Source organism: Paraburkholderia phosphatilytica (assembly GCF_003443895.1).
GTDB classification, from domain to species: Bacteria; Pseudomonadota; Gammaproteobacteria; order Burkholderiales; family Burkholderiaceae; genus Paraburkholderia; species Paraburkholderia phosphatilytica.
This window is the reverse complement of the sequence record NZ_QQOA01000001.1, coordinates 219,979-246,070: the sequence shown is the minus strand read 5'-3', so window position 1 is coordinate 246,070 and position 26,092 is coordinate 219,979. Positions and strand designations below refer to the sequence as shown.

Annotated in this window: 23 protein-coding genes; 9 read left to right on the top strand and 14 right to left on the bottom strand. The window is 64.7% G+C overall.

What is annotated here, in order from left to right; all coding sequences use genetic code 11:
- Window positions 1-12: 12 nt before the first annotated feature.
- The 9 genes from DVS29_RS01025 to DVS29_RS00985 form a co-directional block, all read right to left on the bottom strand.
- Window positions 13-366 carry a Rieske (2Fe-2S) protein gene (locus tag DVS29_RS01025; RefSeq protein WP_118178557.1) on the bottom strand — a complete coding sequence of 118 codons (354 nt, stop codon included), beginning with the start codon at window positions 364-366 and terminating at the stop codon, window positions 13-15.
- Window positions 367-381: 15 nt separating this feature from the next.
- Window positions 382-1,314, bottom strand: coding sequence for a VOC family protein (locus DVS29_RS01020; RefSeq protein WP_118178556.1), 933 nt, complete (start codon window positions 1,312-1,314; stop codon window positions 382-384).
- A gap of 73 nt (window positions 1,315-1,387) precedes the next feature.
- Window positions 1,388-2,332: an NAD-dependent epimerase/dehydratase family protein gene (locus DVS29_RS01015; protein ID WP_118178555.1), complete on the bottom strand. Its 945-nt coding sequence runs from the start codon at window positions 2,330-2,332 to the stop codon at window positions 1,388-1,390.
- Window positions 2,329-4,194 carry a phytoene desaturase family protein gene (locus tag DVS29_RS01010; RefSeq protein WP_118178554.1) on the bottom strand — a complete coding sequence of 622 codons (1,866 nt, stop codon included), beginning with the start codon at window positions 4,192-4,194 and terminating at the stop codon, window positions 2,329-2,331. Before DVS29_RS01010 ends, DVS29_RS01015 begins: the two co-directional genes overlap by 4 nt.
- Complete coding sequence (locus DVS29_RS01005) at window positions 4,191-5,216, bottom strand: fumarylacetoacetate hydrolase family protein (RefSeq protein ID WP_118178553.1); 1,026 nt, start codon at window positions 5,214-5,216, stop codon at window positions 4,191-4,193. The genes DVS29_RS01010 and DVS29_RS01005 overlap by 4 nt, the downstream gene beginning before the upstream one ends.
- 33 nt (window positions 5,217-5,249) lie before the next feature.
- The gene (locus tag DVS29_RS01000) at window positions 5,250-6,023 is read right to left on the bottom strand and encodes an SDR family NAD(P)-dependent oxidoreductase (RefSeq protein WP_118178552.1); all 774 of its coding nucleotides are present in this window, start codon (window positions 6,021-6,023) and stop codon (window positions 5,250-5,252) included.
- Between the two features lie 4 nt (window positions 6,024-6,027).
- Window positions 6,028-7,311 carry a histidinol dehydrogenase gene (gene hisD, locus DVS29_RS00995; RefSeq protein WP_118178551.1) on the bottom strand — a complete coding sequence of 428 codons (1,284 nt, stop codon included), beginning with the start codon at window positions 7,309-7,311 and terminating at the stop codon, window positions 6,028-6,030.
- A 78-nt stretch (window positions 7,312-7,389) separates the two neighbouring features.
- Window positions 7,390-8,424, bottom strand: a complete 1,035-nt coding sequence (locus DVS29_RS00990; protein WP_118178550.1) for an SMP-30/gluconolactonase/LRE family protein — start codon at window positions 8,422-8,424, stop codon at window positions 7,390-7,392.
- On the bottom strand, window positions 8,421-8,933 hold the full coding sequence (locus DVS29_RS00985; protein ID WP_118178549.1) for a VOC family protein: 513 nt from the start codon (window positions 8,931-8,933) through the stop codon (window positions 8,421-8,423). The genes DVS29_RS00990 and DVS29_RS00985 overlap by 4 nt, the downstream gene beginning before the upstream one ends.
- 162 nt (window positions 8,934-9,095) lie before the next feature.
- On the opposite strand from DVS29_RS00985, the gene DVS29_RS00980 reads away from it, so the two are divergent.
- From DVS29_RS00980 to DVS29_RS00965, 4 genes are all read left to right on the top strand, one after another.
- Window positions 9,096-10,028 carry a LysR substrate-binding domain-containing protein gene (locus DVS29_RS00980; protein WP_118178548.1) on the top strand — a complete coding sequence of 311 codons (933 nt, stop codon included), beginning with the start codon at window positions 9,096-9,098 and terminating at the stop codon, window positions 10,026-10,028.
- Between the two features lie 178 nt (window positions 10,029-10,206).
- Window positions 10,207-11,448 (top strand): MFS transporter, encoded by a 1,242-nt coding sequence (locus DVS29_RS00975; protein ID WP_164707813.1) that lies wholly within the window; start codon window positions 10,207-10,209, stop codon window positions 11,446-11,448.
- A gap of 19 nt (window positions 11,449-11,467) precedes the next feature.
- Window positions 11,468-12,274: an SDR family NAD(P)-dependent oxidoreductase gene (locus DVS29_RS00970; protein ID WP_118178546.1), complete on the top strand. Its 807-nt coding sequence runs from the start codon at window positions 11,468-11,470 to the stop codon at window positions 12,272-12,274.
- 101 nt (window positions 12,275-12,375) lie between these two features.
- The gene (locus tag DVS29_RS00965) at window positions 12,376-13,944 is read left to right on the top strand and encodes a carbohydrate porin (protein ID WP_124800579.1); all 1,569 of its coding nucleotides are present in this window, start codon (window positions 12,376-12,378) and stop codon (window positions 13,942-13,944) included.
- 60 nt (window positions 13,945-14,004) lie between these two features.
- Here the strand turns inward: DVS29_RS00965 and DVS29_RS00960 are convergent, their stop codons facing one another.
- Window positions 14,005-14,445 carry a YciI family protein gene (locus DVS29_RS00960; RefSeq protein ID WP_118178544.1) on the bottom strand — a complete coding sequence of 147 codons (441 nt, stop codon included), beginning with the start codon at window positions 14,443-14,445 and terminating at the stop codon, window positions 14,005-14,007.
- Between the two features lie 257 nt (window positions 14,446-14,702).
- Here DVS29_RS00960 and DVS29_RS00955 point away from each other — a divergent pair, with 257 nt between their 5' ends.
- The 5 genes from DVS29_RS00955 (at window position 14,703) to gspD (ending at window position 19,628) form a co-directional block, all read left to right on the top strand.
- A complete protein-coding gene (locus tag DVS29_RS00955; protein WP_118178543.1) occupies window positions 14,703-15,953 on the top strand; it encodes a tetratricopeptide repeat protein in 1,251 nt (416 codons plus the stop codon).
- 95 nt (window positions 15,954-16,048) lie between these two features.
- Window positions 16,049-16,444 carry a RidA family protein gene (locus DVS29_RS00950; protein ID WP_240655411.1) on the top strand — a complete coding sequence of 132 codons (396 nt, stop codon included), beginning with the start codon at window positions 16,049-16,051 and terminating at the stop codon, window positions 16,442-16,444.
- 69 nt (window positions 16,445-16,513) lie between these two features.
- Window positions 16,514-16,792 (top strand): type II toxin-antitoxin system RelE/ParE family toxin, encoded by a 279-nt coding sequence (locus tag DVS29_RS00945; protein ID WP_118178542.1) that lies wholly within the window; start codon window positions 16,514-16,516, stop codon window positions 16,790-16,792.
- Window positions 16,793-16,803: 11 nt separating this feature from the next.
- Window positions 16,804-17,106 carry a HigA family addiction module antitoxin gene (locus DVS29_RS00940; RefSeq protein ID WP_118178541.1) on the top strand — a complete coding sequence of 101 codons (303 nt, stop codon included), beginning with the start codon at window positions 16,804-16,806 and terminating at the stop codon, window positions 17,104-17,106.
- Window positions 17,107-17,456: 350 nt separating this feature from the next.
- Window positions 17,457-19,628 carry a type II secretion system secretin GspD gene (gene gspD / locus DVS29_RS00935; RefSeq protein WP_164707812.1) on the top strand — a complete coding sequence of 724 codons (2,172 nt, stop codon included), beginning with the start codon at window positions 17,457-17,459 and terminating at the stop codon, window positions 19,626-19,628.
- A gap of 28 nt (window positions 19,629-19,656) precedes the next feature.
- Here gspD and DVS29_RS00930 read toward each other — a convergent pair whose 3' ends face one another.
- From DVS29_RS00930 to DVS29_RS00915, 4 genes are all read right to left on the bottom strand, one after another.
- Window positions 19,657-20,922 (bottom strand): MFS transporter, encoded by a 1,266-nt coding sequence (locus tag DVS29_RS00930; RefSeq protein ID WP_118178539.1) that lies wholly within the window; start codon window positions 20,920-20,922, stop codon window positions 19,657-19,659.
- A 54-nt stretch (window positions 20,923-20,976) separates the two neighbouring features.
- Window positions 20,977-21,687 carry an SDR family NAD(P)-dependent oxidoreductase gene (locus tag DVS29_RS00925; RefSeq protein ID WP_118178538.1) on the bottom strand — a complete coding sequence of 237 codons (711 nt, stop codon included), beginning with the start codon at window positions 21,685-21,687 and terminating at the stop codon, window positions 20,977-20,979.
- 159 nt (window positions 21,688-21,846) lie between these two features.
- Entirely contained in the window at window positions 21,847-23,100 is a 1,254-nt protein-coding gene (locus tag DVS29_RS00920; protein WP_420816055.1) for a glycosyltransferase, read from the bottom strand.
- A 111-nt stretch (window positions 23,101-23,211) separates the two neighbouring features.
- The gene (locus tag DVS29_RS00915) at window positions 23,212-26,019 is read right to left on the bottom strand and encodes a FliH/SctL family protein (RefSeq protein WP_124800578.1); all 2,808 of its coding nucleotides are present in this window, start codon (window positions 26,017-26,019) and stop codon (window positions 23,212-23,214) included.
- Window positions 26,020-26,092: the final 73 nt, after the last annotated feature.

Sequence of the window (26,092 nt, the reverse complement as noted above, 5' to 3'; positions counted from 1 at the left end):
TGGGTTTCGCTATCAGTCGAAGATCGAGGGCAGTTCGGCGGGAATCCACACCTTGCCGTTCTCGATGCGGGCCGGCACCTTCGTCAGATGCTGGCCGGTACAGGGGCCGGCAAAGCAGTAGCCGGTACGGATATCGAAATGCGCGGAATGCGCGTAGCAGACGATGTGCTGGCCGTCGCCGGAGAGAAAGCGATCCTGGCGGTACTCCATCGGCCGGTGTTCGTGTGGGCAGTCGTTGAGCCACACGAACACTTCGCCGCCTTGCCGCACGACACACAGCTTGTCGTCGAGGCCTTCGCGCAGCAGGCCGCGCGAGCCGCCATCGGGCAGGTCGTCGAGCTCGCAGAGCACGCGTTCATCGCACATCGTTCGTGCCTCGCGTCATTCGCCCGGCGCCCACTTGTTGCGGGCGTCGAACAGGAAGATCTGCGAGTTGTCGGAGCCCGGATCGACGGCGCGCGCCGTCCAGCTGTCGTCGTGCACGTCCATGTCCGCGTCGAACTCGATCGTCGCGCCGAACGGGCTGTTGAAGTACCAGAAGAAGTTGCTGCCCAGGATATGGCGGCCCGGGCCCCAGAAACTCTTGTAGCCCTTCTTCACGAAGTTCCAGCCGTGCTGCAGCACTTCGCTCGCGGAGCCGAGGTGAAACGTGAAGTGATTGCAGCCGATCATGTGATCGTTTTTGCTTTCGATCATGAAGAGCGTGTGATGATCCTGCGTGCCGCCTGGGCGCATGAACGGACCGAGATGATTGAAGCGGTCCGTCACGACGAAGCCCAGCCGCGTGTAGAACGCTTCGGCTTTCGCGGCATCTTCAACGAAGTACACGACGTGCGAAAGCGTGCGTGGCTTGATCGCTTCGTCCGGGTTCGCCGCGCAGTCGTTTGGCGCGCGGCCGGGCGGCTGGCCCGGCACGTTGAAGCCGAGATAGCGCGCCTCGTACGGGCGCCGCCGCGTCACCATGAACGCGACGCCGAAGCCCGCGTCGTCGATGCAGTGCACGGTGCCGTCGGCGTCCACCTTGATGTCGCGTTCCGCTGCGAGGTGCGCGCGGATCGACGCGAGTGTGTCCGCGTTGTCGACTCCGTAGATGGTTTCGCGCAGCGAAGGGGTGGCCGCTTTCGGCGGCAATGGCGGCAGGCTCGGGTCGCTCGCCGCGCGCATGATGAGGCCGGTGCCGTCGAGCGCGGCGTAGAGGCCGCCTGCGTGGGGGTCGTATGCAACCTCGTCGAGGCCGTAGTCGAGCAGGAACTGGCGGGCCCCTGCCATGTCGTCGATACCGAAGACGAGGTATTCGAGTCCGATGATGTTCATTTTTAAAAAATTCCTTAGGAATCCGTTTCGATGTGTATGCGCCGGTGCGATGTTGGGGTTTGGAGTTGAACCGTCAGCCGGACATCGCTCGTGTGATCAATTGATCCACGTTGCCGTCATGACGCAAACCCAGGCGTTCGGCCTCGGGCGTCAGCAACGGCGGATAGGTCGCGAAGAGCCGTTCGATGAACGGATCCGGCGCGTAGGTGACGAGCGCCTTGCGGTCGTCGCCGAACCTCGCGGCAAGCGCATCGACCACTTCGGCAATGGAAAGACGCAGTACCGGCATCTGATAGCTGCGGCGCGCGTTGAAGCGTTCGGGGTCGACGGTCGCGGCGTGCAGCAGGTTGTCGACGCACTGCTCGACCGAGATCCACCACGCCACGCCTTCGGGCGAGACGGGCACCGTGATCGGTTCGCCGGCGGAGAGCCGCCAGAACAGCTGGCTCATGAACGCGGACATCATCCCCGCGCCGTCGCCGGGGCGCGCCACGACGCCGGGCAGCCGCAGCGAGCAGCCCTGCACCCAGCCGAGCCGCGACGCGTCCGCCACCAGCGCTTCGCCCATCAGCTTGTGCGCACCGTAGCTGAGCGCGGGCGCGGGCAGCGTCGCTTCGTCGACGGTGGCGGGCAACTGCTCGCCATACACCGCGACGGTGCTCGCGAACACGAAACGCGGCGGGCGCGTGTGGCCGCGCAGGTCTTCGAGCAGACCGAGCGTCGCATCGAGGTTGATCGAACGGCCGAGCGCGTAATTTTTCTCGGCGGCGCCGCCGGGAATGCTCGCGAGATGGAACACCGCGTCGACCGGCGTCGAGTACGCGAGCACGCGCACGTCCGCATGCGCGATGCTCCCGGCAAGCTGCACGACACGCCGGTCGGCATGCGGCGCATCGAATGCGATGTCGAGCAGCGTGAGCTTCGACACCGCGCGTCCACCCAGGCCATCGCTTAAAAGGCGTTTGACGAGCACGCGGCCGACGAAACCCTGCGCGCCTGTGATAACGACATGAGTCATCGCGAGCCTCCTTTGCGGAACGGCAGCGTTGCGAGGAACGCGAGACGCGACGGGCCGAGCATCTTGAGGCCCGCACGCGCGGACGCTGCATCGAGCCGCGCTTCCATCGGCATCGTGCCGAAGCTCTTGCCTTTGATGACAAGCTCGTCGCCGACGCGTTCGAGCGACTCGACGTGCATCAGCTCTTCATCAGCAGGGCCGCGCAGCACCATGCCCGCTTTCTTTGCACCGTTCGCCTGCGAAACCGCGGGTACGCCCAGATCCTGCCGCGCTCCCTTCGCGACGCTGCCGAAGTCCATGCCGAGCTGTTCGAACATCCGCATCGCGGTGGCACGGCCCGCGCCATACACGCCGCCGCCCGGATGCTGGAACGGCCCGGCGAGATACAGCCGCTCGACGCCCGGCACTGTGAACTGGCCGAGGTCGGGCGTCGGACGATGTCCAGCGCTCTGGTAGAAGTACGGCGCGACGCCGTGCAGGTCGCCGCGCATCATGCTGTTCGGGCTCGAGCGTTCGAGATCCACCGGGCTCACGATGCTGCGCGCGACGATGTTGTCGCTCGTCAGGTTCGACACAAATTTCCGGTAGTGGGCGAGCGACAGATCGCCGATCTCTTCCTTGAACTCGTCCCAATGCTGGCCGGACCAGCGCTTATCCTTCACGTTGTACGGCGCGAACGTGATGCCATGGAACATGCCTGCGCCGGCCGGCACGCGCGTCTTGTCGCCGATGCTTTCGTCACCGCCCGCGCACAGACGTCGCTCGGTGATGAGGCCGCGCTTCAGATCGTCGAAATCCGCGAGCATCTCGTCGAGGTTATCGGTGGCCATGAATTCGAGCATCGTCGCGTAGCCGACTTCCTCGCCTGCGTAGTAGCGCGCGTTTTCCTTCAGGTCGTAGTGGCTGACCATGATCGAGAACGGCGCGAGCGTCGCGCGCTCGGCGCGCTTCAACACCGGTTCCGGCACGCCTTCGACGAAGCGGCGGATCACGTGCGGGTGGATTGCGCCGATCACGCCGTCCTTCGCGACAATGCGCTCGCCGTCCGACAGTTCGACGCCGGTCGCGCGGCCGTCGCTCGTGAGGATCTTCGCGACCTCCGCGTTGCAGCGCACTTCGCCGCCATACGATTCGATGCAGCGCACCAGCGATTCGGTCAGCTTGCCGCTGCCGCCGATCGGCTGCGATACGCCATATGTGTGGATGATGCCCGGCATCAGCAGCACGCCCATACCGGTGCCGAGTTCGTTCGGCGCCTGCAGGTTTTCGCTGACGAGCCGCAGCAGATGGATCTTGATACGGTCGCTCTCGTAGAGCTGGTTCACGAGATCGAGGCAATCTCGATTCATGTAGTCCAGCATCAGACGGCCTTCGTCGCTGCGGTCCAGCATCGCGACGAGTTCGCCAAGCGGCGGGGGCGGCGCATAGAGACCCGGCATGAAGACTTCGAGCATCTGCTGGCTCATCTTCACGAAGTTGCGATACGTGTCTGCGTCTTTCGGCGAGACCTTCGCGAAGCATTCGCAGGTCTTGTCGATGTCCTTGTAGGTGAAGAGCGCGGTCTGATCCGGGAAGATGGTCGCGTGCGGCACCGGCGAGTAGTGATACTGCAGCCCGTGTTGCGACAGCAACCCGAGCTCGTCCTGCCGCAGCATCGGATTGCCCTGGATCATGATGTGCACGCTCGAATGCTCGTCGTGCCAGTAGCCGGGCGTGTTCAGTTGCCGCGTGCTGACGCCGCCGCCGGGCCACGCCTTGCGCTCGAGCACCAGCACCTTCTTGCCCGCTTTCGCGAGATACGCGGCGGCTACGAGGCCGTTATGACCCGCGCCCATCGCGACGATGTCGTACTGATCGCTCATGGCTGCGCTCCTGCTTGCGCGTTTGCGTGTGCTTCTGTCTGCGCTTCAACCTGGACAAAGCGATGATCGATCGCGCCAAACACCGATTGCCCGTCGTGACCGAACATCTCGAAGCGCAGACGCTCGCCGAAGCGCAGCCACGGCGTGGTGGATGCGCCGGTTTCGATCGCTTCGATCGCGCGCTGCTCGGCGAGACACGCGGAGCCGGTGTTGCGATAGTCGGCGTTCGAGAACGTGCCCGAGCCGAGAATCATCCCGTTTCGCAGGTTGCGGTTGTACGCGATGTATTCGATCAGCTCGTGAAAACCGGAGCTCATCTCGCGGCCGTTCGGATGGCCGAACGCTTCGCCGTTACGCTGCACGTGCAGGTCGAGTTGCACGCGGCCGTCGCGCCATGCGTCGCCGAGTTCGTCGGGCGTGACCGCAACCGGCGCGAACGCGGTGGCCGGCTTCGCGAGAATGAAGCCGAAGCCCATGCCCAGTTCGCGGAACAGGTGCGTCCGCATGCTGACGTCATTGAACAGCACGAACAGGCGGATGTTGCCGAGCGCATCGGCGGCCTTGGTGCCCAGCGGCGTATCGGCGAGCACCGCGCCGATCTCGCCTTCGAAATCGCAATGATCGGCTTCGTCGGGGAACGGATAGTCGTCGTGCGGCCCGGTGAAATCGTCGCCCTGGCGCTGGATCAGGATCGGCACCTTCGGATCGGACTTCTTCTCCGGGTGATACGCCTGCGTCATGATGCGGCCGTGATTGAGAAACGCCGACGCGTCGATGAACTGATGCGTGCGCGGCAGCGGCGCGCCGCACGCATGCGGGTCGAACGCGAAGGTGTCTTTGGCGTCGCCGTGGTTGAGCGCCGCATAGAGCGCTTCAAGTGCCGGCTGCGCGTGCGTCCAGTCGTCGAGCGCGGCGCGCAGATTCGGCGCGATCGCACCGGCGCTGACGGCGCGCTGCAGGTCGCGCGACACGACGATCAGTGCGCCATCCGGATGGCTGCTCTTGAGCGACGCGAGCTTCATGGTGTCTCTCTCCTGTGTGCTGTCTCTTGTCGATTACTTCAGCGGCCGGCCGCCGTCGACGGGCAGCACGCAACCGGTGGTGAAGCGCAGATCGCGCACCGCGGCGAGCACCGCATGCGCAATCTCGTCGGGTTGCGCGAGCCGCCCGAGCGGCGTGCGGCTCGCCTGTTCGTCGCGCCACGCGGCGTCCATCGATTTGACGAACTCCGTATCGACGAGACCTGGCGACACGGACACCACGCGTATTTCGGGCGACAGTGCGCGCGCGAGCGACTTCGTCAGATTGTCGAGCGCGGCTTTGGACGCGCAATAGATCACGTTGCTGCCCATCGCCGTCTGCGCGGCGATCGACGAAATGTTGATCACGGCCGCACCGCCCGCGAGCGTGCTTTTCGCCAGCAGCGGACGCAGCGCGCGCACCATCGCGAACGGACCGCGCACGTTGGTCGCGAGCACGTCGTCGATCAATGCATCGTCGAGGCCGTCGAGATCTTCATGCGCGACGAAGCGCGTCGTGCCCGCGCAGTTCACGAGCACGTCACAGCGTCCGTAACGCGCGCCGACATCCGCGGCGAGCCGTGCGAGTGCGGCGCTGTCCGTCACGGGCGCCGCGAGCGCGCAATGGCCACCATGAGGCAGGCCTTCGACGAGCGCAAGCGCCGTCTCCGCCGAACTGCGATACCCCGCCACGACACGATAGCCCGCATCGGCGAGCGTGCGGCAGATCTGCGCGCCGAGCCCGCCCGTCGCGCCGGTCACAACAGCAACCGGTCGCTCGCTGTGAGGGAAACCCGCAACGAAGGTCATATCGTCACGCCTGCTTACCAAGACGGCGCACGCGAATATCCGCCTGCTCCTTGTGACCGGAGAAGTGTTCGAGCGCGCAGAGGCGCGAACACACTTCGCCGATATGCACCGACGCCTCGTCGGTCAGGATGCGCTGATAGCTGTGCGTCTTGATGAATTTGCCGACCCACAGTCCGCCCGTGTAGCGGCCCGCGCCCATCGTCGGCAGCGTGTGGTTCGTGCCGATCACCTTGTCGCCGTACGACACGTTCGTGCGATGGCCGAGGAACAGCGCACCGTAGTTCGTCATGCGGTGCAGGAACCAGTCGGGGTCGCGCGTCATCACCTGCACGTGTTCCGAGCACAGGCGTTCCGCTTCCTGCAGCATTTCCTCGTCGGTCTCGCACAGGATGATCTCGCCGTAGTCGCGCCACGACACGCTGGCCACCGGCGCCGTGTCGAGGCGCGCGAGCACCGTTTCGATCGCGGCGGGCAGTTCTTCCGCGATCTTGCGGCTGGTCGTCACGCAGTACGCGGGCGAGGTCGGGCCGTGTTCGGCCTGACCGAGCAGGTCGACGGCAACGAGTTCCGCGTCCACCGAGTCGTCGCAGATCACGAGCGTTTCAGTCGGGCCTGCGAACAGATCGATGCCGACGCGGCCGTACAACTGCCGCTTCGCTTCGGCCACGTACGCATTGCCCGGACCGACGATCATGTCGACCGGCGCGATGCTTTCGGTGCCGAGCGCCATCGCGGCGACGCCTTGCACGCCGCCCATCACATAGATTTCATCGGCGCCCGCGAGCGCCATCGCCGCGATGATTTCCGGCGAAGGCTTGCCGTCGAACGGTGGCGCGCACGCGATCACACGCTTCACGCCCGCCACTTTCGCGGTCAGCACGCTCATATGCGCGGAGGCGAGCAGCGGATACTTGCCGCCGGGGATATAGCAGCCCACCGAGTTCACCGGAATGTTGCGATGCCCGAGCACGACGCCCGGCAGCGTCTCCACCTCGACGTCGCGCAGCGACATCAGCTGGATCTGCGCGAAGCGGCGAATCTGCGCCTGCGCGAATTTGATGTCTTCGATCGCCTGTGGGCTCAGCGCATCGATGCAGGCCTGGATTTCCTCTTGCGAGAGCCGCAGCGAAGGCGGGTTCCATTTGTCGAAGCGCTCCGAGTATTCGCGCACGGCCGCTTCGCCGCGCTGTTCGATGTCGGCGATGATCTTCTCGACCGTCGCGCGCACCTGCGCATTGTTGTCCGCTTTGACCTGGGCGCTCTGGCCGGCCTTGATGATCTTGACCATGTCGGTAATCCAATCAGTAGGAAGAGTGGGGGCGGCACAAGCCGCGCGATTCGTTGCTGTCGTCCGCGAGCGCGAGGCTTACGCGTGCTTCCAGTGCGCGAGCGGCAGGCCGGGCACGGGCGACTGGAAGCTCGCGAGCGTCGTGCCGCCAAGGCTGCCCAGGTACACCGTGCGCAAGTCCGCGCCGCCGAACGTGAGGCTCGCCATCATCGGCGCGAGCGTGCCGCGGCACGCGCCCATCAGCTCGGGCGTCGTCGTGCCGTTCGCGTAGTGCGTTTCGTAGCGAGCGATCGCTTCGGGGTTGCCGTCGTCGAGCAGCGTCAGCACGTCGCCTTCGGGCGTGAGCGCGATCAGCTTCTCGGTGAGGATCAGCGTGATCCACAGGTTGCCGTACGCGTCGAACGCGAAGCCGTCGGGGAAGCCGCCCAGATCGCTGGGGCCGTAGATTTCGCGATCGGTAAGCGAGCCGTCCGCGCCGACGCGCAGCCGCGAAATATGGCGCGCGTTGGTTTCCACCACGTACAGCCATTCTTCGTTCGCATCGAGCCGGATCTCGTTCGTGCCGACGAACCCATCCGCGACGATGCGAATGCCGTTGCCGTCGATCAGGCCAACGTAACCGTCCGCGGTCTTCTCGTTGATCGAGCGCGTCCACGGCACCTGGCGCGTGGTCACGGTGAACCAGATGCGTCCCTTCGAATCGGTCAGCACGAAGTTGGTCTTGCCGAGCGGCTCGCCGTCGATGCGGTCGTACAGCGTGCGCGATGCGCCATCGCGCGTCATCAGCTCGATCGCGTCGGTGCCGAAGTTCGCAATCACGATGTTGCCGTCGCGATCGAACGCGAGTCCGTTGGGCAGCGTCTTGCCGAGCACGAGCTGTTGCGCGTCGCTCGATGCGGGCGCAGTTTGCGCGCTGTCTTCGCTTTGCTGCGCGATCAACGTCTGCGTGCCGTCGGCGTTGATGCGCATCACGCCGCCGCGCGCATCGGCGGTCCACAGCGTGCCGTCAGGTTCCGCAAGAATGCATTCGGGGCGCAGCAGATCGCGGCCCACCATCTGGATCGAGCTGCGCTCGACCTGCCAGCCGCGCAGCGGATTCGGGTTCGGTGTCATCGGGTGTTCCGGTCGGAAGCGAAGGGTTCGAGCAGTTCGATCAGGTTGCCGCACACGTCGCGAATAAAGGCAGTGGGGTTGCCGTCCACCGTCAGTTCGAACGCGATGTCGGCGCCACGTGAGCGCAATGCGGCAACGGCCGCGGGCACGTCGGGCACTTCGAAGCACATATGTTTGTTGCCGTGCGTGCGCAGATCGAGGTTCGGCACGCGGCGCGCTTCGGGCAGCGGCTCGGCGGCGGGTACTTCGAAAATTTCGATGCGAAAGCCGTCGCGCTTCACGAACGCGATGCGCGCTGGGATCTTGTCGATGGTCATCGTCGATTCGAGCGCGAAGCCGAGCATGCGGCCGTACCAGTCGATCGCGGCGTCGAGGTCGGGTACGCTGATGCCGAAGTGATGCGGGCGCAGCACGGAAAGCAGTGGGGCGTCCGGCGTGGCGCGGGGTGTCGCGGCAGGCGGACTGTCTTCCTGCAACGCGCTTGAGGGCAGCGTCGGCGCGGTCGTCATGTTGCGTGTCTCCAGCTAGTGTTTTTGCCGCGCATCCGCCCAAAGGCGGGCGCGGTTTCGATCGCATGGCTCCAATGTAGAGGGGTTCATCTGTCGAGACCATCAATTCCTAGTGGAAACACGCATTGATCCCATCGAACGATCGGCGCGATAGTGCCGGCCATGAGACTGGGTCACTTCGACATGAATCTGCTGGTCGCGCTCGATGCGCTGCTCGATACGCGCAGCGTGACGAAGGCGAGCGAGCGGCTGCACATCGGCGCGTCGGCCACGAGCAGCGCGCTCGGCCGCCTGCGCGACTATTTCGGCGACGAACTCCTGATGCAGGTGGGCCGGCGCATGGAGCTGACGCCGCTCGGGCGCAGCCTCGCGCAGCCGGTGCGGGAGATCCTGCTGCGTGTGCAGTCGGCGGTGGTGACGCGGCTCGAGTTCGACCCCGCGCAGGCGAAGCGCAACTTCGTGATCCGCGCATCGGACTATCTGACCACGGTGCTGCTGGTCGACGTCGTGCAGCGCCTGCAGCGCGAGGCGCCCGGCATCACGCTGCACATCGCGAACATGGCGGACGACGTTCCCGAGCGCCTCGAGCGCGGTGAAGTGGATTTCGTGATCTACCCGAGCGTGTCGACCAATCCGAACCACCCGACGCAGACGCTGTTCGCGGACACCTATTCCTGCGTGGTGTGGACCGACAACAAGCTCGTCGGCGATACGCTGAGCCTGGCCGAATACAAACAGCTTGGCCATGTGGCCGCGACCTTCGGCGACAGCCGCAGCGACAGTTTCGAAAGCAACATGATGGCGAGCCTCGGCGTCACGCGTTCGATCGAGGTGTCGACCACCAACTTCAACACGCTGCCACAGCTCGTGATCGGCACGACGCGCATTGCAACCGTGCATACGCGCCTCGCGCAGATCTACGCGCGTTACCTTCCCTTACGGCTGCTGCCGTTGCCGATGACGCTGCCGCCGCTCGTCGAAGTGATGCAGTGGCACGCGATCAACAACAGCGACCCCGCGCACGCGTGGCTGCGCGGCGTATTGCAGGAGCAGGCGCAGATGCGCTCGGATGTGCCGGCGGTCAGCCTCGCGTAAACCCGTTGCATGCGGCCGCTTCATTTGACGCGCTCAAAGGTTCCCCTCAACGCAATCTGATTGTGTCGTACGGTGTCTGCCGGAATCATTCGTCTCACACAAACAGTAGCGGTCCATCATGCAGTGCGGCAAACGCAGCGAGCATGAAGGCACGCTCTCTAACATACGGAGACGATCCATGATGCACGCGCACATCGAGCGCACCGCTGCCGCGCCGGTTTCCCGGCAGGCCAATTTCTTCCACGCGTTGATCCTGCTCAGCACCGTGATCTGCGGCACGCTCGCGCCGACCGTGATCGGCCCTGTGCTGCCCGCGATGCAACGGTACTTCGCGAACGTGCCGGGCATCGAGACGCTGGTGCCGGTCGTCGTGACGATGCCGATGCTGGTGCTCGGCGTGCTGGCGATGGCGATCGGCGCGGTGAGCGACCGCATCGGCCGCAAGCGCGTGCTGGTGGCCGCGCTCGTGCTGTATTCGGTGGCAGGCACCGCGCCGCTCTATCTCGATTCGATCCACGCGATTCTCGCGAGCCGCGCGCTCGTCGGGCTTGCCGAAGCGGCCGCGATGACGGTCAGCACGTCGTTCATCGGCGACTACTTCAGCGGCGCGCAACGCGACCGCTATGCGTCGCTGCAGGTGACGGTGGCGTCGACCTCGGCGTTCGTGTTCAACCTGATGGGCGGCGTGCTCGGCGCCTACGGCTGGCGCGCGCCGTTCGCTGCTTACGCGCTGCCGCTGCTGCTCGCGCCGCTCGTACAGTTCTTCATCTGGGATACCCGCAGCAGCGGCGGTGCATCGGCATCGATCGACGCGCCGGTGCGCAGCGCCGACGAACCCGCGTTCAACCCGTGGCTGCTCGCGGTGATCTGCGCGGTCGCGTTCGGTGTGGGTCTCGTGTTCATGGTGGTGCCGGTGCATCTGTCGTTCATGGTGGTCGCGCTCGGCACGCATTCGACGGGCGAGATCGGCCTGGCCTACGCGCTGAACAGCGTGGGCATCATCGCCGGCACGGTGGTGTTCGGCTGGATCCTGTCCACGCGTTTCGCGGTGTCGAAGCAGTTCGCGATCGGCACGCTGATCTGCGGGCTCGGCTTCGTGACGATGGGCGTCGCGCAGGACGTCACGATGCTGACGCTCGGCGGCGCGATCAACGGCTTCGGTTGCGGCATCGTGCTGCCGGCGCTCGTCAGCTGGGGTCTGCGTTCGCTGCCCTTCGCGCGGCGCGGCATGGGCACCGGCGCGTTCACGGCGACGCAGTTCATCGGCTACTTCTGCAGCCCGCTGATCGTGATGCCGATGGTCGGCATGTGGGGCTCGCGCTTCGCGGTCGTCGAAGGCTGGGGCGTTGCGCTGCTCGTGCTCGCCGTGGTTGCCTTCGCGGCTTCGTTCAGCGCCGGTCGCCGCGTGAAGCTCAGCTGAGCGCGCAAGGAGCTTCGTCATGACGCCAGTCTTCAGGCACGCGCAACCGGTCCAAACGGGCACCCGTCTCGCCGGCAAGGTCGCGCTCGTCACGGGTATCGGCAGCGGCATCGGACGCGCGTGCGCGCTGCTGTTCGCGGCGCAGGGTGCGCGGGTCGTCGGCTGCGATATCGATGCGGCCGCGGCGGCGCGCACGGTCTCCGGTGCGCATGGCAGCGGGCTCGAAATCGACAGTCTGCATCCGTGCGATCTGACCGATCCGCAAGGCGCGCAACGCGTCGTCGAATTCGCGGTGGAACGGCATGGCGGTATCGACGTGCTCGTCAACGCCGCGGCGTTCGGTGCGTTCGCGTGGCTGCAGGAGATGGACTACGAGACGCAATGGCGCCGCACGCTGACCGGCGAGCTCGATATCGTATTCCTGCTGTGCAAGGCGGCATGGCCCGCGCTGATCGCGCGCGGCGGCGGCTCGGTGATCAACTTCGCGTCGGCGAATGCCGCGGTCGCGCTCGAAGGTTCACCCGCGATCGCACACTGCGCAGGCAAAGGCGGTGTGCTCGCGATGACCCGACAGCTCGCGATGGAGGGCGGGCCGCACGGCATCCGCGCGAACAGCATTTCGCCCGCGCTCGTCGAAACCTCGGCGACACGCGCGCATATGCAGGCGCAACCGGAATTCCTTGAACGCGCACTCGGCAAGATGATGATCAAGCGCGTCGGCCAGCCTGAGGACGTCGCGTGGTGCGCGCTCTTCCTCGCATCCGATGAGTCGAGCTGGGTCACCGCCGCGGACTTCGCGATAGACGGCGGCGCGACGGCCTGGTAGCGCCGCCCAGCTCTTTCCAGTTTCCCTTTCCATCCAATCGACCGCTCCCGAGCGAGGCGCGGCAGGCGAGCTTTTGCCTTCGAAAACCACAGGAGATAACGATGTCAGTCAGGTTTGGACTCTTCAACGGATGTTTTGCGCGGCCCCATTCACATGTGCTGCGGTTGTCTGTAATCGCGTTTGCCGCGATGCTCGCGAGCGGCACGGCCGCCGCGCAAACGGCCGCGGTTCCGGCAACGCCCGCCAGCGCGACCCAGGTCGCAAGCACGACCGCTGCCACCACTACGAGCGCTGCCACCACTACGACCGCGCAGCAGGGCGGCGACAAGACGACGAAGCAGGCGTCCACCGATCGCCCGACCGTGCAGCAGGGCATTCCGTCGACCGATCAGCTGGGCGTCTCGCACGTCGGCAACGCGGCCCCGCCGCAGCCCGAGAGCCCACGGCAAGGACCGCTATCGGGTCTCGGTGCGACGCTGAATGCGTGGGGCTTCACGCCCGTGCTCAACCTCGTGCAGATGTATCTCGGCAATCCGAACGTCGGCCAGCAGACCGGCAATCACGAAGCGCTGACCTTCATCTCGGCGGGCGGCGATTTCGATCTGCAGAAGATCGCGGGCTTCAACGGCGCGACGATCCACTTCCAGCAGCTGTGGGTGCCGTTCACGAACGATCTCGCGTGGGGCACGAAGGCCGGCGACATTCTCGCGGGGCAGCCGGGCCCGTACGTGCCGCAGGTCTCGCACCTCGCGCTTTTCACGTGGGAGCAGAAGGCCTTCGGCGATCGTCTCGACTTCGAGGTCGGCAAGAGCAATCCGGGCCTGTACTTCGCGGCGCCGGTGTGCAACCAGGGCTTCGGTTGCCAGAGCGCGATCCTGCAGGACAACGCGGGCATGAATCCGCCGATCTACTCGAACTGGGGTGGACGCGTGCGCTACAACTTCACGCCTGCGATCTCGGTGCAGGCGGGCGTGTGGCGCTCGAATCCGGCGTTCCCGTTCACGAACGGCTGGGAGTGGACCGACAGCGTGCCGGACAGCAATACGTATCTCGCCAATGCCGTGTACCGGACGACCTACCAGACCGATCCGTATCCGAAGAGTTACGAGCTGATGCTCTACTACAACACGGCGACGCAGACCGATCCGTTCACGGCCGCGACGCACAAGGGCACGTCGGGTCTGTACTTCGGTGGCCGGCAGGTGGTGTACCGGCCGGATGGCGGCCAGAGCAGCATCGACGATCCGACCGCGTTGTCGGTGTTCGGCACCGTGACGTCGAGCTTCGATTCGCACGCGTCGCGCGGACTCGCGATGCAGGGCAGCGCGGGCCTGATTCTCGAAGCGCCGTTCCGCAGCCGTCCGCATGACAGCTACTCGGTCAGCTTCAACTGGGTGACTGTCACGCCGCACGAGCAGGACTACCTGCAGCAGCAGAACCTGGCCGCGGGTGGCACCGGCTATACGGTGGGTCGTACGGAAACGGGCCTGAGGCTCGATGCGAACATCGCGGTGACGCGCAGCATCGTGCTGAGCCCGTATGTGATGCGAACCTGGAACACGAATACGTGGGGCAATCCGGCGTATGCCGGCACGCCGAAGAACGGCTACGTGTTCGGCGTGCTGGCGAGCGTGTTCTTCGACAAGATGCTCGGTTTGACGGATCACTGAGCGGGCGGCTTGCGGCACGCTCGATGTGCGTGCCGCAAGCAGCAGCGTTCGTGGCGCCTGCTACGAACGCTTCGTTTTGGCGTTGGCTTCCGCTTCCGCGCGCAGCCGCTCTTCCTGTTCGCGCAGTTCCGGCGTGAAGTCCGCGCCGAAGTCTTCGGCTTCGAAGAGCGGACGGATTTCGATGTCCGAGTCGCTCAGCATCGGGTTCGGGCAGCGCCGGACCCATTCCACCGCTTCTTCCATCGAGCTCACCTGCCACAGCCAGAAGCCGGCCACGAGCTCTTTCGTTTCCGCGAACGGACCGTCCGTCACCGTGCGCTGGCTGCCGGAAAACCGTACGCGTTTGCCATTGACGCTCGGCTTCAGGCCTTCGCCCGCGACCATCACGCCTGCCTTCACGAGTTCCTCGTTGAACTTGCCCATTGCGGTGAGCAGCTCCTGACTGGGCATCTTGCCCGCTTCGGATTCGCTCGTTGCTTTGACCATCACCATGACGCGCATCGTCGTGCTCCTTTGAGTGGGTTCCAGGGTGCTTCTGACACCACGACGAATCAGCGTACGGGAAATCGACATCGCCGAATGAGGTTCGTGAGCGCCATCGTCGTTCGTCTTCGAAGTTTCAGGGAAAACCACTACGATATGCGGCTGGATCTATGCGCATAGGTGGCGCTTTCGACCGGCGACGTTGATCAGGCGCGTTACCATCGCGAAAGCGCGTGTGTTCCGCCGACCCTCTCCCGCTTCTTTTGAATCCGCTCATGAACTTGCCGCCACGCTCCGAGCGTTCGTCCGACGCCTTTGAAACGAATGATCCCGCGCAAGCGGAGGCGCGCTATCGCCGCCTGCTGGCGCACGACGATCGCGACGGCGTTGCACACAACAACCTCGCGAACGTGCTGCGCGCGTCGGGACGTTTCAGCGAAGCGGAAGCGCACTATCGTCGCGCGCTGGAAGTCGTGCCGGCGACGGCTGCGATCAGGAACAATCTCGCAGGCGCGCTCGAAGCGCTGCATCGTTTCGACGAAGCCGAAGCGGAGTATCGTCGCGCGATCGATCTGGATGCTGCCTTTGCGGTCGCGCGTTTCAATCTCAGCTTGCTGCTGCTCTCGGCGGGCCGCTATGCGGAGGGCTGGCCGTATTTCGACGCGCGTTCGCAGGTGTTTCAGGAGCACGGCGAGCTGCCGTTCCCCGCATGGCGCGGCGAAGACCTGAGTGGCAAAAGTATTCTGCTGCTGCCGGAGCAGGGCTACGGCGACACGATCCAGTTCGTGCGCTATGCCACCGTGCTGAAGGCGCGCGGCGCAGCGCGCGTTTCGATGGTCAGCGATCCACTGCTCGCGCCGCTGCTGCGCACGGTCGAAGGCATCGATACGGTGATCGACGATCCGCGCGCGCTGCATGCGCACGACTACTGGGTATCGGTGATGAGCGTGCCCGCGCTTGTCGGCACGACGCTTGCCACGATTCCGGCGAAGATCCCTTATGTCGGCGTGTATCGCGAACGGCTTGCTGCGTGGCAGCCGCGCGTGCCGACGCAAGGCTTGCGCGTGGGGCTCGTGTGGAAGGGCAATCCGGATCACGCAAACGATGCGGCGCGATCCGTACGGCATTTCGCGGATCTTCAGCCGCTGTGGTCGGTTGGCGGCGTGAGCTTCGTCAGTCTGCAGACGGGCGATGTCGAAGCCGAGGCAGAAGCATGTAGCGCGACCCAGCCGCTCACCTTGCTAGGCCGTGACTTGAAGGACTTCGCCGATACCGCGGCCGTCGTCGCGCAACTGAATCTCGTGATCTGCGTGGACACCGCGATCGCGCATCTGGCCGGCGCGCTCGGCGTTGCGTGCTGGGTGATGCTGCCGGGCACGGGCGTCGACTGGCGCTGGCATCGCGCCGGCACCGGCTCGCACTGGTATCCGAAGGACATGTACCTGTTCCGGCAAGGTGAGGGCGGATGGCCGGGCGTGATTGAATCGGTGAGGGATACGCTCGCCGATGTGATGCGCGGGCGCTGATTCTCTCGCGGACGCATCGCGAATTTTGACGGACATACGCGCGGCGCGTCGACGCTGCACAATGGCGGCTCACGAATTCATCGAGAGGTGCTGCAATGTCGCTTCCTACCATGCTGATGGTTCCTGGTGCGCCCACGCCGGTCGCGCCGTTTTCGCACGCGGCCGAAGTTGACGGCTGGGTGTTCGTCACTGGGCAGATGCCCACCTGGCCCGACGACGATAGCGCGCCGCTACCCGAGGGCGTCGAAGCGCAGACCACGCGCGTGCTCGACAATCTCGTCATCGTGCTGAGCGGCGTGGGTCTCACGCTCGACAACGTGGTCAGCGTGCGGATCTTCCTCACCGAATTCAAACGCGACTACGCGGCGATGAATGCCACCTATCGTGCGTACTTCGGTGACCGTCCGCTGCCCGCGCGTACCTGCGTCGGCGTGACGGGACTCGCGCGCGATGCGCTCGTCGAGATCGATTTGATTGCGCGGCGGGGGTGAGGCATGTCCGGCTGAGCGACTTGCATATATCGCTTTGCGTATTACGTAAAACGTAATACAATGAGCGTTATGATCAAGTCCTTCCGATGTAAAGATTCCGAAGCCCTTTACTCGGGCGAATCGCCGAAGCGCTTCCGGGCGATTGAAGCGGTCGCGACGCGCAAACTCCAGATGTTGGAGGCAGCGCACGAACTGAAAGATCTGCGCTCGCCACCGGGCAATCGACTTGAGCCGCTGCATCGCGACCGCGCTGGTCAACACAGCATCCGGATCAACGGGCAATGGCGCATCTGTTTCGTATGGACGGACGAGGGTGCATCCGAGGTTGAAATCGTCGACTACCACTGACAGGAGTTCTTATGGGCAAGAATGGAATGCGCCCGGTGCACCCGGGCGAAGTCCTGCGGGAGGATTTCCTGGTCCCGCTGGAAATGAGCGTGAACGCGCTGGCACTGGCGTTGAGTGTCCCGGCAACGCGGCTGCACGAGGTCGTGAAAGAGCGGCGTGGTATCACGGCCGACACCGCCTACCGGCTCGCGCGCTACTTCGACACTACGCCCGAGTTCTGGCTGAACCTTCAGGCCGTGTACGACCTGAAGACGCTGCCGACGCGCGCAGAGATCGACCGCAAGGTGGAGCCGCGCGAGCACGCTCACGCGTGATGCACAGCGGACTGGGCTGGTTCACGCCGTCCTGATGACGGCAGGTAGCACACAGCAATAACCAGATCCCACTCCGCATTGCATAAGGGAATGCAAAGTAAGGAGTGCCGGTTCAAAGCGTGTTTTCGTGGCGCGCGTTGTTTGGAATAATCGGCGGACGCGTGGCGCTCGAGGTGCAGCCCACGCTGCGAGACACGAACGACATTGTTGCCGCTGGCTCGCATCCAGGCGCTCGTGTCTCGCGATGTCCTTGACGATCTGTCCGACGACAGCAAGAACAACGCGCAATGAATCCGTCATTCCAAGGGAGTAGAACGGAGCGAGGCACACGGCGCAGTCGCGCCCTCCGTTTGCTGGCCACAGCCTGTTTTACGCTTGCCGCTGCATCGCGAACGCCCGTTGCGTTTGCCGATGCGACGCTCAACTTCGCCGATGCCGATATTTCGGATGTCGCGAAAGCGATCGGCGCCGCGACCGGCAGAACCATCATCGTCGACCCGCGCGTGCAGGGAAAGATCAACCTGCAGGCCGAACACCCCGTGCCCGACGACGTCGCGCTGAAGACGCTCGAAGCGTCGCTGCGCATGCGCGGCTTCGCGATGGTGAACGATCATGGGCTGATCAAAGTCGTGCCGGAAGCCGACGCGAAGCTGCAAGGCGTGCCCACGTTCGTCGGCACCGGCCAGGCGGTGGGCGGCGGCGACCAGGTGGTCACGCAGATCTTCCGCCTGCGCAACGAATCGGCGACCAACATCCTGCCCACGCTGCGTCCGCTGATTTCGCCGAACAACGCGATCTCCGTCTATGCGGCGAACAACTCGATCGTCGTGACGGACTACGCCGACAACATCCGGCGCATCGCGAGCGTCATCAACGCGATCGATGGGCAGAACGATCAAGACGCGACCGTGATCGGGCTGCAGTATTCGAGCCCTGAAGACATCACGGCGGAACTGTCGAAGATTCTCGACCCCAACGGCATCGGCGATGCGGACGCGACGCTGAAGGTCGCATTCGTGCCGGACGATCGCACCAATTCGCTGATCGTGCGCGCATCGAGCCCCGCGCGGCTCGCGAAAGTGCGCAGCCTCGTCGCGCAGCTCGACAAGCCCACGCGCGAGAACGGCAACATCCATGTGGTCTATCTGCAGCACGCCGATGCGAAGCAGCTCGCCGCGGTGTTGCGCGGCATTCTCGCGAAGAGCGGCAACGGCGCGAACGGCAAGGACACCACGAGCAGCGATAGCAACTCGCAAAGCAAATCGACGCTCAATCCGCCGTTGCCGACGCTATCGAGCAGCACGCTGTCGTCATCCGGCAGTACGAGCGGGATCGTGAGCAGCAGTTCGTCTTCGAGCGACGCCAAAGACGATCCGTTCCAAACGAAAACGAGCGACGACAGCAGCAACGACGTGGGCGGCGGCGTGGTGACCGCGGACCCGGCCGACAACTCGCTGATCATCACCGCGCCGGAACCGGTGTACCGCAATCTGCGCACGGTGATCACGAAGCTCGACACGCGCCGCTTGCAGGTCTACATCGAATCGCTGATCGTCGAGATCAGTTCGGACAAGAGCGGCCAATTCGGCGTGCAGTGGCAGGGCGCGTTGACGTCGGGCAGCAATACGCTGTACGGCAACAGCAACTTCAACACGAGCAGCAGCAACGGTATCGTCAACCTGACTGCTGCGGGTCTGGAGGCGACGACATCGAGCAGCACGACGTCGAGCGTGCTGTCGAATCTCGCAAGCACGTCGCTGAACAATGGCTTGAACATCGGCCTGCTGCATCAGTTCGGCAGCATTCTTGGGCTGGGCGGTCTCGTGCAGGCGCTGTCTTCGAACAGCGACGTGAATATCCTGTCGACGCCGAATCTCGTCACGCTCGACAACGAGGAAGCGAAGATCGTGGTCGGGCAGAACATCCCGCTGATCACCGGCACGTACACGAACACCACCACCACGACCGGCGCATTCGATACCTACGACCGCAAGGACGTCGGCATTACGCTGCACGTGCTGCCGCAGATCACCGCGGGCGGAGTCGTGAAGATGAAGATCTATCAGGAAGATTCGAGCGTGGTGTCCGGCACGTCGACCGACGCGGGCGGTTCGACGCTGAACAAGCGCTCGCTCGGCACGACCATTTTGTGCGACAACGGCCAGATCATCGTGCTCGGCGGGCTGATCCAGGACAGCTACTCGAACGGCAACAGCAAGGTGCCCTGGCTTGGTGACCTGCCGCTGATCGGCAACCTGTTCCGCACCGAGAACAAGGACCGTACGAAAACCGAGCTGATGGTGTTCCTGCGCCCGGTGATCATTCATGACGCGGAAGAAAGCCGCCGCATCACGATGGACCGCTACGACTACATGCGCGTGCAGAACGCGGGCTACAAGACGGACAATCGCGTGATCCGCGATCCGAACGCGCCGCAGATGCCATCGCAGCCGCCGTCGGGCAATGGCCCGCTGTTCGACTGGAGTGCGAGCGAAACCGCGCCGCAGAAGAGCGAGCACTAAGGATACGAACGGCGTGGCGCATCGTCGCTCAATGCGAGCGTGAACGCGCCCACTGCGCGAGCCCCGCGCAGGCGATGAGCAGCGAGCCGGTGACGAAGAACACCGAGTGCAGGCCGAGATGCACGGCGATCACGCCGCCGATCACCGGGCCGATCACCTGACCCGCGAATTGCGAGGATTGCAGATAGCCGAGCATGGTGCCGGTGCGGCTTTCGTCGACGGCATGCCGCGCGAGCTTCGCGATCGAAGGCAGCAGACCCGCGAGCGTCATGCCCATCAGCGCGCGCATCGCGGCGAGTTGCCACCACGCGTGCACGAACGCCTGCGGGATCATCACGAGACCCGTCAGCAGCAGCGAGCCGACAATCACGTTCCAGCTGCCCACGCGATCGGCCAGCGCACCGAGGCGCGCGGCGGTCAGCATGCTGCCGAATGCGGAGCACGCCATCACGACACCGGCGACGCGTGTCAGGTGAGTCGTATGCACACCGAGACTACTCACGTAGACGGTGATCACCGGCTCGATCGACATGTTCGCGAGCAGCACCATCATCGCGGTCACGAGCAGCGCGGCGATCACCGCAACGTTGCTTTGCGGCGCGTTTCCTGTCGTGCTGTTGACCGCGGGTCGCGCCTTCGCATCCGACGCCGGATGAAAGTCTTCCCTGACGACGAAGACGGTCAGCAGTGCGGCGACGGCGATCATCGCGCCGCCTGCGAAGAACGTACCGCGGATGCCGATCCACGCCGGCAGAAAGCCGCCGACTAGCGGTCCGATCAGATTGCCCGCCAGCGCGCCGGTGGACAGCACGCCGAGCGCCCAGCCCGAGCGTTCGCGCGGCGCCTGCGTGCCGACCATCACGATCGATGCCGACGCATAGCCGCCGACCAGACCCGCGACGAGACGCAGCGCCACCAGCTCGTACACGTTGTGCGCGATGCCGATCAGCGACATCACGACCGCCATGCCGACGGCAGCGCGGATCAGCATCGGCTTGCGACCGTAGCGATCCGCGAGACGACCCCAGAGCGGCGCGGTCGCTGCCGTGCCGAGAAAAGTCGCACCGAACGCGACCCCGGACCATTGGATCACAGCGTGCTGCGATTGCACGCCGAGCTGCTGCACGTACAGCGGCAGGAACGGCAGCAGCATGCTGAGACTCACGAGCGTGGTGAACGAGCCGAACACGCACACGGCGAGATTGCGCTGCCAGTAGTCGCGGTTGCGGCTAGCGTAGTCGAGCGGCGTCGCGTCGGGAATCGCGTTGGTGCGGGAAAGCGTGGGGTGACTCATCACATCCTCTGCTGACGGTGAGGTTGACCGGGTGGTGCGCTGAGCGAGGCGGGCTCAGGAGCCGACGTTGCTGCCGCCGTCCACGTGCAGGATTTCGCCGGTGACGAAGGTGGCCGATTCGAGGTAGGTCACGGCCTGCGCGATGTCCTGCACGTCGCCGAGGCGGCCGAGCGGATGCAGCTTCGCAAGCGCTGCGTGATTGCTCGCGGCATGCAGCGGCGTATCCACCACGCCCGGTGCGACCGCGTTCACGCGGATGCCGCGGCTCGCGTATTCGATCGCGAGCGAACGCGTGACCGCATTCAGGCCGCCTTTCGTGAGCGCGGCCATCGCAGCGGGCGTCGCGGCGCGCGGCCGGTCGACGATGCTCGCCGTAATGTTGACGATGTGGCCGCTGCTTTTGCGGGTCATCGCTTCGAGCGCGCGCTGCGTGATATGAAAAAAGCCTTCGACGTTGGTCGCCATCACGCGTGCGTAGTCGGCCGGCGAATACTCGGTGAACGGCTTCGCGACGAAAACGCCTGCGTTGTTGACGAGCGTGTCGAGCCGGCCGAACTGTTCGAGCGCGGTGGCGACCACGCGTTGCGCGGTGTCGGGATCGCCGATGTCGCCGGCGACGGTGATCACGTCAGCGTCGCTGCTCGCGCGGATCGTGCGCGAGGTGGCGACAACGCGATAGTCGAGATCGCGGTACGCGTTCACGATGGCCGCACCGATGCCCTGCGATGCGCCCGTGACGATGACGACCTTCTGTGCTGCGCTCATGTCTGCTCTCTCCGGTTGAACCGAGGGGCCGAAACCGGCCCGCGTTCGATGAAACCAGTCTAGATTGAACCGGGGAGGGAGAGAATCCACGCGGTTCGGCAGACATTCTTCCGGGAAACGGTTGAATGAGGCGAGCGCGCTTGAGTCGACGTGATTGGGTTAGACAGTCAGCACCTGACGCGCGAGCTGAAGCATGCGTTCGCTCGCGCGTTCCGGCGCAAAGGCCGCGATTTTCATGCTCGCGCGTTCGATCTGCGCGGCGCGCAACGCGCTGTCCGTAAGCAGGCGTTGCATCGCGGCCGCCATCGCGCCGACATCGCCGGGCGGCACCAGCAAGCCCGCGTTGCCACCGTCGAGCAGATCGCGCGGGCCCGTCGGGCAATCCGCGGAGATCACCGGCGTGCCGATCGCCATCGCTTCGCCGAGCACCATGCCAAAGCCTTCGTACCGGCTGCTCAGCACCAGCATCTGCGCATGCCGGATGTACGGAAACGGATTCGCACAGAAGCCGAGGAACCGCACACGTTCCTCTATGCCGAGTTCGCGCGCGAGATCTTCGAGCTTCGCGCGATCGCGTCCTTCGCCGATCAGCATGAGATCGATGCGATCGGAAGCATTCCGGCAGACTTCAGCGAACGCGCGCAACAGCGTGGCGTGATCCTTCTGTCCTTCGTCGAGCCTCGCGACGGACACGATGTACGGATGCGCGGGAACGTCGACCGGTTCGCTCGCTGCACGGCGCAGCTTCGCGATATCGATCACGTTCGGCATCTCGACCACTTTCAGCGCCTGCCCGAACAGCGCGTCCGCTTCGCGCGCCATATCGGGCGTGAGCACGCCGACTGCCGCATAGCGCCGGTACTGCGCGAGACGTTGCGCGAGAAAACGCGCACCGCGCTTGCCGAGCCGCTCGCCGAGGCTGAAGTGACTGACGCCCACCACCGGTACGCCGCAGCGGCCCGCCAGATGGCGCAGCGAGAAGTCGTAGTCGCACACGATGTCGAACTGCTGCGCGATGCGCTTGAAGCGCATCGCGGCAAGCGGTCTGACAGCGGCATACGTGAGCAGCTTGTGATACAGCTTCAGACCGCCTTTCAGCTTGCGCCTGCGCGTGATCTGATGCGTGCGATGCATCCACGGCGACGGCGCGAGCACGTGCACGGGAACGTCGGCGGGAAACGAGTGCGCTTGCCAGAATTCGAGGTCGTCGGTCGGATACGCGACCGAGACGGCCGGTGCGAAGTGCCGCCGGTCCAGCGCGTTGAGCCAAGCGAGCAGCGATGTTTCGGTGCCGCCTTTGCCGAAGTCGTTGATGTGGAAGAGGATGCGCAGCGGCCTCGGTTCGGCATGCGCCGCCGGGGCTTCGCTATGGCTCGTAGCCTGGTTCAAGGTTGGCGTGGCGTTCGAACTCAAGACATCCTCGGGACGTGGACACAGGCGCCGTCTTCTGCAGGCCGCCGCTTCGGCGCATTGCGCGTGTGCGGCATTGTAAACCGCTAGCCCGTCCGGAGATCGGCGCGAGCGTCACAGGCCGAGCCATGCTTCGATCAGCTGATACTGCCGCGTGGTCGGTTCGACCGAACTATGCGGGTCCAGGTACTCGCGTACCAGGTCCGGCGTCAGGTCCGAAAACCCCTGATCGATCATCTCCTGCTGCAATCCCGCTGGCACGGGTCCGTCCTCGTTGAGCCACGCGTAGATGTCCTGGCGCGTCGTGGAGGCGAGCGCGTCGGCGTCGTCGATATACAGTCGAACCTCATTGCGTCCCCACCCTGGACGGGTCGTGACCGCACCGGATGTCGACGGTCCGGCTTGCGGTTCCGGCTGCGTCGATTCCGTACGCGGGCGCTTCGATGGCGGCGCCGCGGGATCGTCGATCGGTTCGACGTAGGCTTGCCTCGATGGCGAGTAGTAGCCATAGCCGTGTTCGACGTCTCTCACCCACTGCTCCGGCAAGCCTGTTTCCAGCGCAACCACTTCGGGCGACGACTGGCCCGCGTCGTAGCGCTGCTGGATCTGCTCGTATTGCTGCCGGCTCATCGGTTCGACCTGCGGTTGCGGGCGTGGTGACACGTTCGGGGGCGCCACGGATGCGGCGGGTTCGCCGGTCTCGACTTCACGCAATCTGGCGAGCACGACGGGCCTCGTGCTGGCGATGTTCCCTTTGGTATATCGCATCGCGCTGCGGAACGCTGCCAGGGTGTTTCCGTCGGTGTATTTGCGGGCTACGTCTTGTAACGATGTTCCGTGAGACAGCTCGCTGTAGATCTTTTCGCCCGTTTCGGCTTTCATCCAGCGCATTTCCACGCGTAAGGAAACAGAGTAGGGGTGTGAGGCGCCTCTCTCCTTCGCATACCTGAAGATCCATTCTTTCGCCGAATGGTTGCTGATTCTCAGCTCTCTTGCGACTTCCGCATAATTCGAGCCGGTGTAATAGGCCGTGTATGCCTCACGACCGAGTGCATCGGAATAGGTTTGCGGAGCGCGCCGTTTCGGCCCCCCTCCCAACAGCCCTGTATCGGGGTTGATTTCCCAGTTCCCTTGGTCGTTCAACCGTACGGCGTACTGCGGTTTGGTTCCTCCATACGGCGAGTTGATCTGCCACGTTCCGTTGTCCTTGTCGTACGTGACGGCATACGTACGGTCGCTTTGCTGGATGTAGGCATTGCCCTTGCCGTCCCGGTAGATGCCGCGGAACTGGGGATCCGGCGCGAGCGCCTCATGAGGCTTGCTCGCGTAGGTGTCCGGCACGTCGGGAATGCCCGTGCGTGGGCCGGCTGCGGCAGGCGCGCCTGCGCCGCGAGGTGCCGCGTCGGCCGCACCGCCGCCAGTCGCGTGCGCGTCGGCGGCGGGCGTGTGACCGGCGTCGCCAGCCGGATCACCGTGCGTGGCCGCGGGCTCGTGGTCACCGGTACCCTGGACATCTCCTTCCGCGCGGACCTTGCTGCCCGAGCCGCTCGGAAGTTTCGCTTCTCCCAGCATGGTCCCCAGGACACCCGACATGATATCGATGCCCAGTTTCGCGTCCGGCGAGAGCGAGTTCGCCGGGACGATCAGATTGGTGAACAGGTTCACGCCAGGAATCAGCCCGACAAAGAACCGCCCGAGCACGTCTTCGGTCTGTTGTTGCCACAGCGGTTTAGGTGGCGTATGCGCGTCGAGGTACTCGTTCCTGATGGGGCCGCGCTGGCTGGCTGCGTGATACATCTGCCGGTTCGCGTCGATCCCTTTCGCCGCCTGCAGGTCGCGATCCAGCAGCTCCTGTCCGTAGTCGCCCATGTGCAGATCGCCGGATTCGATTTTCGTGAGATCCATGGGCGGAGGCGGCAAGTTGGCGCTGCGCCGGAAAGGATCGCTCTGGATCGTCGAACGAGCCCAGGCGGACTTGCTGGCCGCATCGTCGTTCCACTGTTTGACGTCCTTGAAGCTGCCGGGATTCTGCTGCATCCGATACTGCAGTTCCTGCGCGTTGCGCTGCGACGTGAGGCCATTCCTGGCAAACGCGTCCAGCCGCCGGAAGGAACTCGTGTCGTCGAGGTTGCCTGTCGTTGCGATCTGCAGGCCTTTTGCATCGTCTTGAGCTGCGTACAACGCCTTGTCGGCGTCACGCCACTGCTGGTCTGTTCGTGCCTGCGTCTGCGCGATCCGGTCCGCAATCTGCTGCTGCAGGTCGTGGCGGATGCTGGCCGCCTGACGGAACAGCGATTCTCGACCGCTGACGGTCTTCGCTTCGTTGAAATGCGCGCGCATTTGAGCAAGCAGCGCGACCTGTTCCTGTCCTGCCGCGCCCAGATACTGTGCGCCGAACGGTGGTGAGAATTCCTGCTGGATGTGCTGTACCGGGTCGGCCATGACTTTGGCATAGGCAGCGTTCACCGGCTTGCTCACGTTGTCCGCTCCCGCCTGTGCGATCTTCTGGCGGTCCGTTGCCGAGGTCGCGGATTCGTAGCTGTTGACGTCCTGCGCCTGCATGCCGTTAAAGCGGTCGCGGTCCCGCTGCGACAACGCTTCGATCCTCTGACGGGTGAGCGTCTGCGTAGTCTCGAAATCGATGGCGTCCGTTGGCATGCCGCGCAGGCCGTCTGCCTGCAACCTGGCCAACGCCTTCGCATTGGCCTCGTCATCCGGTGAGCTGCGAGCGGTTTCGAATCGCCCCAGTAGTTGTAGCGCTTCGTTCCGTGAAATGCGGACCGCGGGTCTTGCTGCCGGTTTCTGCGACGGTCGCAGAACTTGCAGCGCCGGTTGGTTCGCCTGATTGTCTTGAGCCTGCTGATCGTGCTCAGATCCACGGACCGACGGATCCGAAGCTGCACTGCCGACTGAACTGGACATATCCTCGCCTTATCTGTCTATTGCGGAGCATCGAATTGCGCGCATGAAGATCAGAACCGATCCCCACGAGGGA

Excerpts from the sequence above, each read along its gene's own strand:
- DVS29_RS00955 (WP_118178543.1), top strand. The coding sequence starts at position 14,703 with ATGAACTTGCCGCCACGCTCCGAGCGTTCGTCCGACGCCTTTGAAACG.
- DVS29_RS00975 (WP_164707813.1), top strand. The coding sequence starts at position 10,207 with ATGATGCACGCGCACATCGAGCGCACCGCTGCCGCGCCGGTTTCCCGG.
- DVS29_RS01000 (WP_118178552.1), bottom strand. The coding sequence starts at position 6,023 with ATGACCTTCGTTGCGGGTTTCCCTCACAGCGAGCGACCGGTTGCTGTT.
- DVS29_RS01025 (WP_118178557.1), bottom strand. The coding sequence starts at position 366 with ATGTGCGATGAACGCGTGCTCTGCGAGCTCGACGACCTGCCCGATGGC.
- DVS29_RS00925 (WP_118178538.1), bottom strand. The coding sequence starts at position 21,687 with ATGAGCGCAGCACAGAAGGTCGTCATCGTCACGGGCGCATCGCAGGGC.
- DVS29_RS00945 (WP_118178542.1), top strand. The coding sequence starts at position 16,514 with ATGATCAAGTCCTTCCGATGTAAAGATTCCGAAGCCCTTTACTCGGGC.
- DVS29_RS00990 (WP_118178550.1), bottom strand. The coding sequence starts at position 8,424 with ATGACACCGAACCCGAATCCGCTGCGCGGCTGGCAGGTCGAGCGCAGC.
- DVS29_RS00915 (WP_124800578.1), bottom strand. The coding sequence starts at position 26,019 with ATGTCCAGTTCAGTCGGCAGTGCAGCTTCGGATCCGTCGGTCCGTGGA.
- DVS29_RS00950 (WP_240655411.1), top strand. The coding sequence starts at position 16,049 with ATGTCGCTTCCTACCATGCTGATGGTTCCTGGTGCGCCCACGCCGGTC.
- hisD (WP_118178551.1), bottom strand. The coding sequence starts at position 7,311 with ATGGTCAAGATCATCAAGGCCGGCCAGAGCGCCCAGGTCAAAGCGGAC.
- DVS29_RS00980 (WP_118178548.1), top strand. The coding sequence starts at position 9,096 with ATGAGACTGGGTCACTTCGACATGAATCTGCTGGTCGCGCTCGATGCG.
- DVS29_RS00985 (WP_118178549.1), bottom strand. The coding sequence starts at position 8,933 with ATGACGACCGCGCCGACGCTGCCCTCAAGCGCGTTGCAGGAAGACAGT.
- DVS29_RS00930 (WP_118178539.1), bottom strand. The coding sequence starts at position 20,922 with ATGAGTCACCCCACGCTTTCCCGCACCAACGCGATTCCCGACGCGACG.
- DVS29_RS00970 (WP_118178546.1), top strand. The coding sequence starts at position 11,468 with ATGACGCCAGTCTTCAGGCACGCGCAACCGGTCCAAACGGGCACCCGT.
- DVS29_RS01020 (WP_118178556.1), bottom strand. The coding sequence starts at position 1,314 with ATGAACATCATCGGACTCGAATACCTCGTCTTCGGTATCGACGACATG.
- DVS29_RS01010 (WP_118178554.1), bottom strand. The coding sequence starts at position 4,194 with ATGAGCGATCAGTACGACATCGTCGCGATGGGCGCGGGTCATAACGGC.
- DVS29_RS01015 (WP_118178555.1), bottom strand. The coding sequence starts at position 2,332 with ATGACTCATGTCGTTATCACAGGCGCGCAGGGTTTCGTCGGCCGCGTG.
- DVS29_RS01005 (WP_118178553.1), bottom strand. The coding sequence starts at position 5,216 with ATGAAGCTCGCGTCGCTCAAGAGCAGCCATCCGGATGGCGCACTGATC.
- DVS29_RS00960 (WP_118178544.1), bottom strand. The coding sequence starts at position 14,445 with ATGCGCGTCATGGTGATGGTCAAAGCAACGAGCGAATCCGAAGCGGGC.
- DVS29_RS00940 (WP_118178541.1), top strand. The coding sequence starts at position 16,804 with ATGGGCAAGAATGGAATGCGCCCGGTGCACCCGGGCGAAGTCCTGCGG.
- DVS29_RS00965 (WP_124800579.1), top strand. The coding sequence starts at position 12,376 with ATGTCAGTCAGGTTTGGACTCTTCAACGGATGTTTTGCGCGGCCCCAT.